We start from the raw sequence: 13879 nt of genomic DNA, 5'->3' as shown, positions 1-13879 counted from the left end.
TCTTGTCGTCACCTTGGTTGGTCCGGACCGATCGAGATCGCCTAATGTGCCTGTGTGTAAGCCAAGAGGCGCGCGGGGTTGGTGCTTCCATCTTCCGGGAGTGCCTCCACCCACCCTTTACAGTAGATGCCTGCATGCATGCAGGCGCGATTGGCGTTCGACCATGTCTGGGATCGCAACACAACTTTTAGTGGGCGCGTAAACTGGCGTCTGCCATGCCACTCAAGCGTGGTCGCTCAGGAGAACCGAGTAGCCGCCAGTACTGTCCTGGCTAGGCACACTCTGATCGACGCGGCGAAGTCACGGCCGTCTGGCCTAGAGTAGGGCGGCTGATTGGCGGTGGGCAAAGTTAAAATGTCCGCCATCTGTGGGATTGGGGTTGGCGCTATCGCATCTCGATCGAGCCGGTTGATTAGCCGCTGACGCTTGACGTTCAGCGGCGCGCGACGGAGCCGGGCCGGTTCGCCTTGCAGCGTGCGCGACGGGCCCGCCTGCTGGCGACTGTCGCGCTGCGCCTGCACTTGCGCCGTGATCGCCAGCACATGCCCCAGCCGCTTGTTGTCGACGATCTCGCCCTGGTCGATCTCGCCAAGCCGGTCATAGGTGGCGTAGGGCAGGGACGCGCTGTCGCCCCACAACGCGATCCTCCCGTCCGGGTACTCGGCGACCTCGAGGTAGCGGTGGATCAGGGGCCGGTGATCGGGACGGACCTCGAGCAGATAATCACCCTTGTCGTATTCCAGCGTGAGGCTGGCCGACACCTTGCGCCACTCGCGCCAGCTGAAGATCCGTTCCAGATTCTCGTCGCCGCGCAGGGGCCGGTGTGCATCGAAGTCACGGCGCGGCACCTTGGCAAAGCGCGCGTTGAAGTCGGCGATGAAATGCGGAAGGAAGGCGTTGGCCGCTCTATGGCGCTGATCCCGCGCAGGCGCAACTCCTTGCCAGGCGGCCCTGCAGCGTGCCGTTTATCCGCTCGACCCGGCCCCTGGCGGGCTCGAATTGGCGCACAGGATGTCGATATTGAACTCGAACAGCGCGCGCCCGAACTGGGTGTAGCCGCGGCCCTCGGCGCTGTCCTTGGCGTTCACGCGGAAGATGGCGGCCTTGTCCGAATAGACCGCGAGTGGCTTGCCGTGGCGGTCGACATAGGCGCGCGTGGCGGTGAAGTACGCCGCCGTCGATTCGCTCGGCACGAACAGCAGCTGCATCAGCTGGCCCGTGGCGTCATCGACATAGACCAGCAGCACGCCGGCGCCCGGTCCTCGAACCACGCGTGATCGGAGCCATAGATCCGCTCGAACGCAGCCTGAAAGTCACCTCCTTGTCAAGAACGCTGACTGTCGGACGGTTACGATTGTTCTATTTTTGACTCATGTTTTGAACTGGACACTTCCCCTTGGAAGCTCCACTGACCTAATGAAGGCTGCAGCACCGACGCCGTGAAATCATGTACGTGCGACGGAAATTCTGCTTGGGCGTCAAAGGCTGATTCGCAGCCAACTACGGCGTCAGCATGCTTGTAGACTGATGGAGCATAGCTCTCCTCGCCCGCGCCCAGGCAACGGTCCAGCGAACCATTCAGCAGCCTATCAGGGCTTTAAGGGCTCGTTCCAGCTCCGTAGATGGTCACAAGAGACTTCTTCAATCGACTGCTTAGCGTCAGATTTCGATCCTAATCAAACGGCGGGCCAGTGGGTCACTCTATCTACCTTGCTTCTTGACCATCACGCCGCCTAGACTTACTTCGCCATTCTTCTTAGCGTAGGTGAGAATGTCGGATCCAACGATTTAGATACTCATTGGCATCGGGAAGAACAATAGGGAATGGCAGTCTGTCTTAAGGTTTGTCTCAGCGACATCCAACAAACATTATGATTGTGGTGCGATACTTCTACCTTCAATTTTTAAGGATGTATTCATGGGTAACATTAAGAATTCAGTGTTTGGCATGCTAGTATTATCTGCTTTGCTTGGCGCCGCTGTACCGGCGTCGGCGCAAGAATTGCAACGCACTCCCATCCAGTTATGCCAGTGAGAATGAAAAATTGGTGATTTTGAATTGTTGAAGAATTTGGAAATTCTACTTGTTGTAATAGAGGATGCCAGACACGCAATGAGTATCGCAAACCAAATTTAAGGTTCAACGAGGAATTCCGTGGAAGGCCGACCGGATTTTGAGGAAGAAGTACTCGTCGTCGCGGTAGCCGTAGGCACGGCGCTTAATGACGTTGATGGTGTTATTGATTCCCTCGACCACGCTCGTATTCAACGGGTGTCGGCAGCGGGCAGCGATGCCATGCCAGTAGGCCTTCAGGCGCTGGGTGAACAGCTCAAGAGCAGGAATTTGGCTCTGCCTTGTCTATCTCACGGTGTTTGAATGGTGAGTCAATATAGGGCATATATTGATTTTTTCGGGGTGGTTTAATGCATAAAATTATTCGTTCGATGTTGGTGGGGGTATTCGTGATTCTGGTTGGTTTTGCTCAGCCTATCTCGGCAAGTGAAGCTGGTTGTGAGCCAAATGGGTGGCACGGTTGGTGCTGTCAACCAGAAGGACAGCCTCCAGTGTGCTCCTAGCAAGAACTAGCCGGAGATTTTTATGGGCGGCTTCGATCTTAGTGGTTAATGTTAAGAAATGTTTGATTGCTGGCATTTGAGGGTATGTTTCAAGTATCCGAGGTGACAAATGCCGCGGATTTTGCGAGACGTTATCGCATAAATTGAGTTTGAAAACAGAGTTCCTCGGGATTCTAAACTCAGACGATACGGACGGATTGCGCGATCGTGTGGACCGCCGCACTATTGCGCAGCCCATCCTGGAGTGCCAGTTCCGCTTCGCGGTTGTCAGTTCCAAGTGACACCGCCATTCACAACTTCCTCTGGGTTTGATCTATGTGCCTGATCGTGTGCATAATATTCTCCTTTGAGCAACCCTCCACTGGCTTGATTTTAAGTATCAGTTCGTCGATCCCCTGCTGCATAGAATCTACTACAAAGCGGTCGAACCGGACCTTCCCGAACGGCACCTGGTGATTGGGCATCGGGAGCGCCTGCACGGTTTCGATAAAGGAGGCCGGCAAAAATAGAAGTCGTAACCGCCGAGCGGAGCTGTCAGCTTACGCCAGACTTCTCGTGCACGCACCCCGTTGGACCCTTCCAGGCGCTCTGCGGTACGGACAGTACCACCGACAGCGCAAGGCGCTCGTCTTCGGCGAATTTCTCCAGGGGGTGGAAGGAAGCCCCGGGCGCCATAGAAGAAGTGGACGCGCCTCGAACTGCCGCTGGCAGGCCATGGCGCCGGGCAGGGCGCCGCGCAGCAGTGTGTCTTCCTCCGCGGCGACGGTGAACGCCGCGCCGCCTTCGGATCGATATCTGGCATTTCATAGGGTTCCAATGCTGGTTGTTGAGCCGCATCTGCCGACACTTCTTGCGTTACAGGCCCGCCAGGCCGATGTTGTCCCGGAAGTCGCGCACGGCCGCGGAGGCACGTGCCTTCGTGTTCGGCGCGTCGGGCAACGCCGCGCAGTAGGCCGCGATCGCATCGTCCGCGAGCGCCGCCCACCGGGCAATCGAGCCGGCCAGCACGTCACGATTACCTGGAGTTTCCAGGGCCATGCGGACGAGCGCGCCGGCCCAGCGCCGGTGCCGCTGGGCGTCGGCAAGCTGCGCGTCAGTCAGCAAGCCGAGCAGGGTGTCGCCGTTGTGCCGCGCCGCCTCGCCAAGCCCGCGCAGGACCGCTTCCTCCATCGCCGGCCTCAATACTAGGCTGAAGGCGACGAAGGACTCTGCCCAGTCCCATGCAACGAGCGCGTGTTCGACCAGCTTGCGCCAGCCCTGCCAGGCCGGGTCTTGCTCCCAGCATCTGCGCTCGTCGGTGCCAAAGCCCACGTCGCCGAAGATCTGAGACAGCTCTCGCGTTCGATACGCGGTGTGGGTGAGCCAACGCAGCGAGTCGGCGGTCTGGTAGGCGGCGCAGTTCGAGATCGTGGAGGCGGGGGCCATCTGCGTCACGTAGGCCGATCCCATTTGCAGTGTGTGGAACAGATAGCGTGCCGGGGTGTACAGTCGCGCCAGCGTGCAGGCCCAGGAGTGCTCCAGCATGGAGTCGTGGCCGCGCTCGGAAAACTGGTCCAGCAGACCGGACACATAGGTTTCCTGGCCATCCTGCAGCAGATTGTAGGTGCGGTAGACGAGCTCGTCGGGGTCGCGAAAGGCGTTCCAGTCGGCGTGTTTCAGCGGCGAGGCGTTGCGGTGACGCTTGAACCACTGCGCCATCTCGAAATTCGGATCGAGTTCGAACGGCGCTTGGGGGTTGTCGGTCGTGTAGTGCAGATTCGTCGAGACGATCTCGTACTCGCTTGGTTTGCGCCGGCGCGCGGCCAGGTGGCTCCAGGTCTTTAGCGGCTTGAGGACGTCCGGTTGCGTAGTCATGCTCGTCTCCGGTTACAGTGTCTTTTTGTAATAGAAGAGGACGTAGTCGTCCGTGGTCTCGATGCGACCCGCGAACGAGCTGAGGTTGACCTCCAACTCGGACATCTTGAACGGGCGGCCCAGCGTATCTTCCAGCGTAGCCCGGCGCAGGATCAGTTCGCCGTCGGTGTCGATGCGCACGTACGCGAGCTTGTCGTCGACGCGGATGTCCTTACCCGGGTTGTCTTCCCGCGCGGCCTCGATGACGCTGGACGTGATGCTGCTGGCGCGCAGCACGGGGCCGACGCGGTTGTTCCGGTACGCCTCGGCGGTGTTGTGGTCCCTGCTCATGATCGATTCCTTTGCAATATCAGCAATTGGCGAACAGTGGTTCGACGCCTTCGATAGCGATAAGTATGTCGTCCCCATCTACCCTGATGGCATACTCTGCGAGACGGGATCCACCGGGGTTGATGCCCTTGCCTGTGTTGGCGTCGAATGTCCACTGGTGGGCCCGGCACATCAGTACGCGCCCGTCGAAATTTCCCTCTGCGAGCGGAATGTCCTGGTGCGGGCAAATGCCTTGGAACGCGCGTGGCGTGCCGCTTCGTGGGCGGACAAGTACGATGACGTGGCCGTCCACCTCGACCTCGGCCATGTCGCCTTCCCACAGCTCGTCGAGTGTGGAGACTTTCTGAAAATTTTTGGTGTCCTTATGCATCGCAAAAAATAAATTCGAGTGACTCCATCGGCTTGATATCGGTGTCGCCGAGCCGGGCGTCGCGGGGATAGAAATGGTCGCTCCCCTGGCGCCGCACCCGCACGACCTTGCCGGGCTGGGGCGCTACGCGACGGCCGACTGAATGGTGCGCGGCGGCCGCCGCTACCTCGTCCATCGAGTTCTCCGTATCGACGGCGACGAGCTGCAGCACGAAGTCGTATTGAAAATTCGAAATCACTGGGAACAGTGCCATGTCATTATCCATCTGATGGCTGCATCAGGCGGTCTTGTTCTGTTCGCGCTGACGGCGGTATGCCGCCACCCACGCGTACTGGTGTGCGTCGTCGCCAATCTCGCCGGGGGCGAGGTTCATGTACAGGAGTGCACCCCCCAGATCGGGCGGCTGGATGTACCCGGCGAGGAAACGGTCGACCAGGGTCAGGTGGTCGCGGTAACGCACGGGGTCCTGCTGGAAGACCCAACGGTCGATCTCGGAATTGAAGTGGTACGTGCGGCCGTTGTACTCGAGCGGATAATCCCTGACGTTCCAGCCGTTGCCCGGCACCGCGCAGATTGGCAACTGGCTCATGTTGCACACAATGGGCAGCGTCTCGGGGACGGTGAGCTCCTTCCTGCCCGCGAGCAGGTTGTCGATAATGACGTCCCAGGCCTTGCCGAACGTGTCATTCCAGCCGGAATACTTTTCCTCGAGCCAGTCACGGCAGTCCGGCGTCATGCCGGCGGCCGGGTTCCACCAGATGGTCGGCCTCCAGAACCAGATGCTCAGCTGGTAAGCATGGTGCTGGTAGTCGAACTCATTGATCATCTGGTCCCAGTACCAGGGCAGGTCGAGACCGAGGTCTATCAGGGTGCGCTCGAACTGGCCGACGATCCATTCCGTCACGAACGCCTTGAATGACTCCTTGCGATGCTGCAGCGGCGTAGCGTAGTCCATCGACGTACCGGTCAGCAGGGAGAACAGGCGCCATGCGCGTGCAATGGCCACGTCCACGAGCTGCTGCGCCTGCTCCTTGCGCCCGTTGGCGATCAGGATCTGCAGTGCCGGGCCGCCGATCTGCGCGTGCCGTGACTCGTCCGTCTGGATGCTTGAAATGAGGCTGGCGAACGTAAAGTCGCCGGCTTCCGCCGCATCGGCCGCCAGCCCGAGGAACTGCATGTTGGTGAAACCCGTTTCGAAGGCAAACGTAAGCATCACGGCGATCTCGATCGCGCTGCGCGACATGAACATGTCGTCGAAGGTACTGCGGGCGGCGATCGCGCCCCATTGGTTGGTGTGATAGGCCTTGTGCGCCCAGTCAAACTGCCGATCCTTTGGGCAGTAGTCGTGCGGAAAGTAGAGTTGCAATTGCCCGTGACGGTTCTCGTCAAGCATGCCAAACGTCGCCATGTTGCGCATGCCTGGCGCGCGGCCGAAGCGGGCCATGCGTGCCTCGGCGCTCATCGCCGCGTATTCGCCGAGCGCGATGGCGCCGTAATGCGCCTTCAGGATCGACAGCCAGCCGGGATCGGCGTCCTCGAACATGCGGCTGCGCTCCAGCGCGGCCTTCACGGAGTAGGCGCCAGCGTCCTTGTCGCGCTGAATGCGCACGTATTCTGGATACGACGTCTTGTAGGGCTCGTCATAGGTTTCCCAGACTTCCATAGGCACGCCCTGTGCCCCTGCCATGACCTCCGGGAAAAGGTCGGACTCGGCGACGTACGTCGGCGTCCAGTTCGTCGTGCGGGCAATGTCGTACCACGCTGCGCGTTCCAAAAGCGCCATGAGATATTCTCCTTGGTGGATGTCATGTCCTTCTTGCTTTGCAGTCCCGGTTGCGAAAGGCCGCAGATCCGGAGCGCATTCCCTTGTGCAAATGCAATGCCAGCGGGCATGGCGGTGCAGTCATGCTGCACTGCAAAGCCGTGGGAGCGTAAGGGATGGCGGGTACTCCATTGAGTTTCGAGGCCCGGACCTGTGCGTCGCAAAAAGGTACCAGCTCCTTGTGGATTTCCCTACGACACCTACGAAGGCATCAAAATCCACGACTGGGACAAGTGGAAAGACCCCTTCCGCCCAACCATGGACGCCTACTGGAAATACCAAGTGCGTCGAGTTCATGCTAGAGCAGAATTCCTGCAACGGGCGTGCGTGCAGCGCTGGAACGACAAGTGGTTCTGGCGCGGCTAACGCCTGCTGACCATCGTGGCGATGATGCAGGACTACATGCTGCCCAAGCGCGTGACGAGTTAGAAGGAGGCATGGGAAAGGTACTCCGAGGGCGCGACGGTGCGCTGTTCAATGACCTCGTCTGCTACGTCATTCGCGAGCCGTGCGGCTGGAAGGGCGCCCGCGAGGGCAAGGACCATATCAGCCACCAGGTTGGGCCACCTTCAAAACTACGGGCCGCGGCGCCTTCTCATACGTGCCTGCCGCCGGACGGCGAGATGCAATAGTGGCTTTCGCAGAAGTATCCCGAGAGCTTCGACAACTGTATCGGCCACGCTTAGCGCGAGCGTCCGGAGGACGGCTGCCGCTTTTACAACAAGACGCTGCCGATGCTGGGCACCACTTCCAGGTCCTGATGTTCTTCACCGAGCCCGGTTATGCCACGAAGATCTATTACCTCAAGAGCAGCTACTTCGGCAACAAGTATCATTTCTGCTCCGACCACTGCCAGCACATCTTCGAGGGCGAGCCTAGCTACCGGTGCACCAGATTTACTAGGGGGCACTGCTTCCCCGAGGGGGATGGACTCGACACCGGAAGGCTTCGATCCGCCGATGGCCGTGCAGGACTACGAAATGAACATCGGGCGGGACAATTTCGACTTCGAAGCTTGGAGAATCAGAAGAATTTTGCCCCATGGATAGTGGAGGGAGGAGCTAGAATACTCTCTCTCCGGAGAGGTAAATAAAGATAGAAAGTTCCCGATACTCGGTCTCGGCGTACAGTTTGCCGACCTGCCCAAGTCACTAAAAAGCGGTTGTCAAGGAAATAGAGTAATTGAAATGCGTTGTCGTTTTGACACCGTGCCGTATTGGCGGTTTGCACTTCCAGTAGCACTGGACCGCAGCCGCAGTGATTTGGAATTGGGTTCCCTGGCGCAGGCCCGTTTGTGGCTCGCAGGGAGAAGTTATAGAAGGTTCTATTGCCCTCAATGGCATCGCAATGAATAGCCGGCGAATCGATAACGCTATAAAGTTCGGCAGTCGCAATTTTTGAACGCGAATTGCCGACGACATTAGCGTTCGGCGCTGGTCGGCATGCGTTCGACCGCGGTCACGCGTTGGGAAACGCTCATGTACTAGTCAGACAAGCGCCCGGGAGGTAGGTGGGGTCATTTTGTAGGAGCGATCTGCATGAAACGGGATATGGAGCGAACCGGCGTCAAACTATAGATTCCGCGTGCCCATGGGCGCCGTGTCTCGACTCGCCGCAGACAAATGGCATGCCGATAAGAATCGCAAAGGTGCCCGTTGCCAAGGTCGTCCTCGGAAAACATCCCGAGGGCGACAACTGGAGCGCGCGACTCGGATCGCCGCGATACGGAGACGCTACTCAGCGCCGCGGCGCGTCAGATTAACGGAAGTCTCTGAGCGCGCTCAGGTTCTTGACGATCACAATCCCGCACTCGGTTGTTTTGTGTCCTTGTGCCTGTAGCGTCTTCAGCGCAGTGCGAATGCTCTGGCGCGCTAGCCCGGCAAGTTCGCCCAGTTCCTGCTGTGAGAGCGGAACTGCAGCGCTCATGTTCGGGTAGAGGACTGATTGAACAGAATGGCGAGGGACTTTGCAACACGGGAAACAGGATCCTGGAAGCGATCGATGTCAACCATAGAAATGGATTGGGACGTCGCTCGCTGAGTTGCGCCACGATGAAGTGATTGAATTCGAGAGGTGTCCATAAGAGATCGAAATGTCGAATTCGTCACATGAACGAGGAGGCTCTCACGCAACGTGATGAATTCGTAGCGTCGCGGCTCTCGCTTGGTGACTGCACCCTCACCAATCCATCCTTCTGTGGAACAACCGTGTACATGAGCATCCTGCCGGCGGCATCGACGGCACTTACCTTCAGGAGACCATCTGCGCAAAGTATCCAGGAGTGACTTGGGTCGCCCATACGCACGACCAGTTCAGCCTTCTGGTGTCGGGTCTCGTACAAATCTGCACGAACGCGATCGCAAATCGCTGGTGGGTAGTCTGCATCTAGGGAATCTGCTGAACTATCGCGGTTAAATCTGAGGAAGATTGTTGGTGGCCTGCCCCACACAGGGACAAGAGTGATCCAAGATACCGTCGAGGGGTTGCTCCGTCAACGGCCGCGAGCGCACGACGGTGCTTCACATGGTTGGGCACATGAATCGGATGGTGGCCAGTATTCCTTCTCAGCCCAGCGCGGCGTTGAGCACAAGCCTGTGGGGTTGAGCGAGTTGAGATTGTTCATGGCGTGTAAGCGGTAAGCAGCCGGCGTCATTGACGTGACTGGTCGCGCAACAGCCGCATCGCGGTAACGGTATCCTGCCCTACGGCGCGCAACGAGCGAATTATCTGTATCTGCTGCGGTCCTCTGCAGGAGGGTGGCGCCGGGCCGCCTGTCTGTTTGCTGTTCACCATGGTTCTGATGTGGTTCAGCGCAAGGTCCGTGGTCGCGTTACCCCGGAACCCGCTTCAGTAAATGCTACCATCGGCCTGGACGGCGCAGCCGGCTGGAGCGACTGGTTAGAACACAAGTGCGGCAAAGGGGTATCGGCCCGTTACAGCGGTTCACCCAACGCCTGAGCGGATACTGGCATGGGATCGTGGTCCGGTGCCGCCATCTACAGAACACTAGCGTCGTCGAGGGCATCAACAACACCATAAAAGTCAGCAAGCGCCGGGCCTACGGCTATCGCGACGAGGAATACTTGTGCCTCAAAATCTCTTCTTCGTCAAAAATCCGCGCCGTCTTCCCCCGTATTCCTCGATGAACCAAAAATTAACCGCTCTGCGCCCAGGGGAGGGCGCTTCGCTCGCTGCAAAATCAGCCAAAAGCGGCAATGTGGAAGGTTTATTCGGCTGCCCGCAGTTGCGATTCGAAAGCAGCCCAGTCTCATAAACTACGCCAAAGAAAATGTTCGCCACCATACAACAACTCGTGCAGGGCTGGGCTTTCGATTAAAAAATGGGGCTGAGCCACCCAATGCCTCGGCGTAAGGTTATTCAGTCTTCAGGAGCGATTATGCAGACGCTATTCAAAGTCGTCCCAGCGCGGAATGGTGAAGTGCGCAATCACTACTTGGAGACGGGGTGTGCTCAGCCGCTTCCTTCAATATCTCTGCTTCCTGTGTTTTTTTGCCCAAGAGCCTTTGCAACTCTCGAATCTCGTTCATCGCGGCGGCTAATTGAGATGCGGGAACCAGAGCCTCGCCGGTATTGAGAGGTGCCAGAGTACCATCTTGGTACTGCTTCCGCCATGCGGACACTTGATTGGGATTGACTTCATGGCGTTTGGCCACCTCCAAGACGGTTACACCTGGCTCCAGGGTTTCCTGCACAATAGCAAGCTTTTCATGCACGGACCGCCGCCGCCGCCGTTCTGGCTCGCTCAAGGCTTCGTTTCCTCCTTCAGAAAGATTGAACTTCAAACTGGTCACAAAAGATCTCCTCTAATTCAAAAAAAGTCCCTAGGCCTCATGCGAGGGAGGAATGTTGTAGTGAAACAGGCTAACATTAGCTAGCTCACCGTTCCATTAACTCATCAGGCAGCACTACCGTGGACTCTTTAGTTTTAAGCTAATTGTGTAAAGCATGAAAAAACGAAATATTAAAACTCCTGCGTTACATGATCCAAGAAACTACAACAAGAAATACCGCACGTTTTTGGTCTGCTTTCGCATGCTTCAGCGGCGTCCGATACATGACAGGTCACTAGTATGAGGCGTCTTATGGCTTGCAAAAACCTGACGCAGCCTGGAGTCCATGACTTCGAAGAAGTGCCATCAAGGAAAGCTATGGCATTCTCTATTGAGTTGGTGTTAGTAACATATGAAAGTACCATCTATGGCGCCGCCATGGAGTCTTCAGCCTCCGGCCGGATAAAGCTGACGAGCTAACGATGAGATTAACGAACATCGTGTGTCGCGAAGCAACATGGCCGCTGAAAATCCCGCGACGGAATTGCGCCGCCCACCCGCTTCAAATCGTCGCCCGGCATCTCTACCTTGCAATAACGCGCCTCAGCAATTTTTCGGGCCCGCTTCGCACCAATGTTGGTGGAAGCCGAGTTTGTAAGTCACTTGAACAAAGAACCATCCGCCGCCTCCGGGAAGTCGGGATTGTAGAAGGCGTACCTCCGTACGTAAAATGAACTGTATTCAAATCGTTATGAATTTCGCTCATGACGGTATGTGAAGAACCTTCCTGGCTCCAATAGAGAATAAGTAGGGCACGTCACATCCACTTGACGTGCCCTCCATGTATCAGAGATGCCCGGTGCCGGTATATGCTTTGACTATAGCGGGCACTTTACTTGCTGCATAAGGCGTTATCATGCAGGACGAGACCTCGGACTTTGATGAGTGACTTATATTTTTTCCCAGCGCTCCGAATGCTTCCATTACGGCAGAGTATTGCGTAAAACCATTGATCGAAGGCTCAGGTATAGCTAAATTGCCGAGGCAAGGGCGACCAACTTTCTCTTTACACTCCCGCTGGGCTACAGCGCTAAGGCTACCGAGTGCTCCGAAGACATAGCCATCGTCAGGCAAAATTGGCAAGATCACATTATCAAAGTAGTTCGCCTCGACAAAAAGATGTGCATTCTCACTCGAGTCGAGCGCATGCCAAGAACCATTCTGGAAATAATTATTAACCACATGCACGATGGCTTCATCGCCAGAGACCTTCGGCGCCCGGCCGGAAAAATCATGGAACCAATTATTTGATAAAGTAATGGTTTGCTTTTTTGCAATTAGCAAAATATTCCAGTAATGTTTCCCGTTGCACTCAGGTGAGTAAGCGCTTGTGCCGTCGAAATTATTCCAAGAAATAGTGACGTTGATTGCAGGTCTGAAGTGACCGACAATCATTTGTCGGCCAATATTGTGGAAAGTATTATGATCTATCCAAACTCGGTCCACCCCTTCCAGCGATATTGCATCGCCACCAAAAACGATGCCGTTATTAATATCACTTATCGTAAGATTTCTTATTTCGACGTTGCGGGAGTTCACTAGACGAAGCCCCTTTCCCTTTAGCGCTGCGGACGAACTGGCGCCAATTAAGGTCTTATTTGAACCGACCGATAGTGGATTTTTCCCGGCCACGTCGTAATTAATTCCTGTGACTTCTTTCCCACTGCAATGCCTATCGTTCGCATCGACAAGGATCAATGCTTCCGGCTCGTACGGCGTTGGACATTCGCCTTTTGTTTTGCCGGGATAACAGCCACGTTCCGAGGAGGTTTTTTCTGTCCCTGTATAATCAATCGTTGTTGCGATTCTTATAATGCGTGGAGTTGCATCCGAGCATACTCCTTCAGCATTAAATGAATTGCACAGGGCATTCTTCAGTTGCTTCCGGCCATCAATTGGATCTGTGATATTCACTACTTCCCCACCCATCCCGCCGATCGTTGCTGCGCCGAACCCTTTCGGCCGACTAAAATCAAATTCCGTTGCGCACGATCCGGATAAATTTAACAGGAAGGCAGCCGATCCCAGCGCCAGAGTTGCTCGCTTGAATGCTATATGAAATAACATATAATTCCTCGCCAATATTTCGATATCACCAATAATTGAGGTTTCCTCTGTTTTCGGCTTCCATAGGTCCCGGGTTATGCAGCCCTATCTTTCGCGTGCTGAACAGTGAGCCAGTCCTGCAGGAACTGGGTCGGCGATTACGAAGCCGAGCGACGAATGACGACCACTACAGTTATAAAACACTTCGATATATTCGAACAGGTCCACAGCGGCCTCACGTTGCGTCCGATACCACGTGGAATGAACTCGTTCGTCCTCCAAACTGTTGAAGAACCTCTTCGTCAGCGCGTTGTCCCAACAATTTCCTCCTACCGGGGTGCAGGCCTGCGGCGGAACCACGCCAACCTCAACGCATCCGTCACAAGGTCCGCCGTCATGCACGGCTTGATGGACCAGTCCACGACTTCCCGATTGAACAGATCCAGCACGACCGCCAGATACAGCCATCCCTCGTCGGTCCAGATGTACGTGATGTCCGAGTAGAACACCTTATTCGGCGCGCCGGTGTGAACTCGCGGTTCAGCAGGTTCGGCGCAACGGGCAGTTTGTGCTTGGAATCTGTCGTGACGCGGTAACGACGCTTGTGGCGGGCTCGGATGCCGTCCTTGCTCATCAGCCGCTCAACGCGTGCCTCTCTAGTCGGGAACCCTCGTGCGCCATTCTCCTCCGTCATGCGCGGCGAGCCGTAGGCACCCTCGAACTCGGCAGGAATCGACCGGATCAATGTGAGCAACTGCGTGTCGGTCAGCCGCTGCCGCTCGGCAGTGCCAGCCGTTCACCCTCACCGAAAGGATCTCGCACAGCGCCGACAGTGGATAGCGCCGGCACTGCCCGTCAATCCAGGCGTCCTTCGCAGGAGGTCCTTCGCGAAGTACGCCGCCGCCATTTTTTGCGATTTCGATCGCCATCTGCAGGCGCTTGTTCTCGGCGCACAGCTGTGAGAGCTCCGTCTGCTCGGCCTTGACTGCCGGTGAAATCGATGGCAACTCCCAAACGTAGCATACACTC

At 56.8% G+C, this 13879-nt stretch carries 7 protein-coding genes and 7 pseudogenes; 3 read left to right on the top strand and 11 right to left on the bottom strand.

What is annotated here, in order from left to right:
* Nucleotides 1-236 precede the first annotated feature (236 nt).
* From CBM2588_RS29745 to CBM2588_RS29715, 7 genes and pseudogenes are all read right to left on the bottom strand, one after another.
* Nucleotides 237-1294, bottom strand: a pseudogene (locus CBM2588_RS29745) (ISNCY family transposase); the annotation flags it as partial.
* Nucleotides 1295-2140: 846 nt separating this feature from the next.
* Nucleotides 2141-2356: pseudogene (locus CBM2588_RS29740) on the bottom strand (transposase); the annotation flags it as partial.
* Between the two features lie 1076 nt (nucleotides 2357-3432).
* The gene (locus CBM2588_RS29735; RefSeq protein ID WP_115683908.1) at nucleotides 3433-4431 is read right to left on the bottom strand and encodes an aromatic/alkene monooxygenase hydroxylase subunit beta; all 999 of its coding nucleotides are present in this window, start codon (nucleotides 4429-4431) and stop codon (nucleotides 3433-3435) included.
* Nucleotides 4432-4443: 12 nt separating this feature from the next.
* On the bottom strand, nucleotides 4444-4761 hold the full coding sequence (locus tag CBM2588_RS29730; protein ID WP_115683907.1) for an MmoB/DmpM family protein: 318 nt from the start codon (nucleotides 4759-4761) through the stop codon (nucleotides 4444-4446).
* A 19-nt stretch (nucleotides 4762-4780) separates the two neighbouring features.
* A complete protein-coding gene (locus CBM2588_RS29725; protein ID WP_115683906.1) occupies nucleotides 4781-5131 on the bottom strand; it encodes a Rieske 2Fe-2S domain-containing protein in 351 nt (116 codons plus the stop codon).
* Nucleotides 5124-5384 carry a toluene-4-monooxygenase system B family protein gene (locus CBM2588_RS29720; RefSeq protein ID WP_115683905.1) on the bottom strand — a complete coding sequence of 87 codons (261 nt, stop codon included), beginning with the start codon at nucleotides 5382-5384 and terminating at the stop codon, nucleotides 5124-5126. The genes CBM2588_RS29725 and CBM2588_RS29720 overlap by 8 nt, the downstream gene beginning before the upstream one ends.
* A 24-nt stretch (nucleotides 5385-5408) precedes the next feature.
* Nucleotides 5409-6914 carry a toluene monooxygenase gene (locus CBM2588_RS29715; RefSeq protein ID WP_115683904.1) on the bottom strand — a complete coding sequence of 502 codons (1506 nt, stop codon included), beginning with the start codon at nucleotides 6912-6914 and terminating at the stop codon, nucleotides 5409-5411.
* A 192-nt stretch (nucleotides 6915-7106) separates the two neighbouring features.
* On the opposite strand from CBM2588_RS29715, the pseudogene CBM2588_RS31750 reads away from it, so the two are divergent.
* Nucleotides 7107-7211: pseudogene (locus CBM2588_RS31750) on the top strand (hypothetical protein); the annotation flags it as partial.
* A gap of 22 nt (nucleotides 7212-7233) precedes the next feature.
* Nucleotides 7234-8046: pseudogene (locus tag CBM2588_RS31745) on the top strand (YHS domain-containing protein); the annotation flags it as partial.
* A 665-nt stretch (nucleotides 8047-8711) separates the two neighbouring features.
* Here CBM2588_RS31745 and CBM2588_RS31595 read toward each other — a convergent pair.
* Nucleotides 8712-8879 carry a helix-turn-helix domain-containing protein gene (locus tag CBM2588_RS31595; protein WP_115683903.1) on the bottom strand — a complete coding sequence of 56 codons (168 nt, stop codon included), beginning with the start codon at nucleotides 8877-8879 and terminating at the stop codon, nucleotides 8712-8714.
* Between the two features lie 960 nt (nucleotides 8880-9839).
* On the opposite strand from CBM2588_RS31595, the pseudogene CBM2588_RS29700 reads away from it, so the two are divergent.
* Nucleotides 9840-10099 (top strand): annotated as a pseudogene (locus CBM2588_RS29700) (transposase); the annotation flags it as partial.
* Between the two features lie 270 nt (nucleotides 10100-10369).
* Here the strand turns inward: CBM2588_RS29700 and CBM2588_RS29695 are convergent.
* From CBM2588_RS29695 to CBM2588_RS29685, 3 genes and pseudogenes are all read right to left on the bottom strand, one after another.
* A pseudogene (locus tag CBM2588_RS29695) lies at nucleotides 10370-10765 on the bottom strand (transposase); the annotation flags it as partial.
* An 825-nt stretch (nucleotides 10766-11590) separates the two neighbouring features.
* Nucleotides 11591-12871 (bottom strand): pectate lyase family protein, encoded by a 1281-nt coding sequence (locus tag CBM2588_RS29690; RefSeq protein ID WP_231942354.1) that lies wholly within the window; start codon nucleotides 12869-12871, stop codon nucleotides 11591-11593.
* Nucleotides 12872-12945: 74 nt separating this feature from the next.
* A pseudogene (locus CBM2588_RS29685) lies at nucleotides 12946-13836 on the bottom strand (IS3 family transposase); the annotation flags it as partial.
* Between the last annotated feature and the right edge of the window lie 43 nt (nucleotides 13837-13879).

Origin of the sequence: Cupriavidus taiwanensis, assembly GCF_900250075.1 — a bacterium.
GTDB classification, from domain to species: domain Bacteria; phylum Pseudomonadota; class Gammaproteobacteria; order Burkholderiales; family Burkholderiaceae; genus Cupriavidus; species Cupriavidus taiwanensis_C.
Note: the sequence above shows the minus strand (reverse complement) of the source record. Positions and strands in the feature narration are given on the sequence as shown.

Excerpts from the sequence above, each read along its gene's own strand:
- CBM2588_RS29735 (WP_115683908.1), bottom strand. The coding sequence starts at position 4,431 with ATGACTACGCAACCGGACGTCCTCAAGCCGCTAAAGACCTGGAGCCAC.
- CBM2588_RS29715 (WP_115683904.1), bottom strand. The coding sequence starts at position 6,914 with ATGGCGCTTTTGGAACGCGCAGCGTGGTACGACATTGCCCGCACGACG.
- CBM2588_RS29725 (WP_115683906.1), bottom strand. The coding sequence starts at position 5,131 with ATGCATAAGGACACCAAAAATTTTCAGAAAGTCTCCACACTCGACGAG.
- CBM2588_RS29730 (WP_115683907.1), bottom strand. The coding sequence starts at position 4,761 with ATGAGCAGGGACCACAACACCGCCGAGGCGTACCGGAACAACCGCGTC.
- CBM2588_RS29720 (WP_115683905.1), bottom strand. The coding sequence starts at position 5,384 with ATGGCACTGTTCCCAGTGATTTCGAATTTTCAATACGACTTCGTGCTG.
- CBM2588_RS31595 (WP_115683903.1), bottom strand. The coding sequence starts at position 8,879 with ATGAGCGCTGCAGTTCCGCTCTCACAGCAGGAACTGGGCGAACTTGCC.
- CBM2588_RS29690 (WP_231942354.1), bottom strand. The coding sequence starts at position 12,871 with ATGTTATTTCATATAGCATTCAAGCGAGCAACTCTGGCGCTGGGATCG.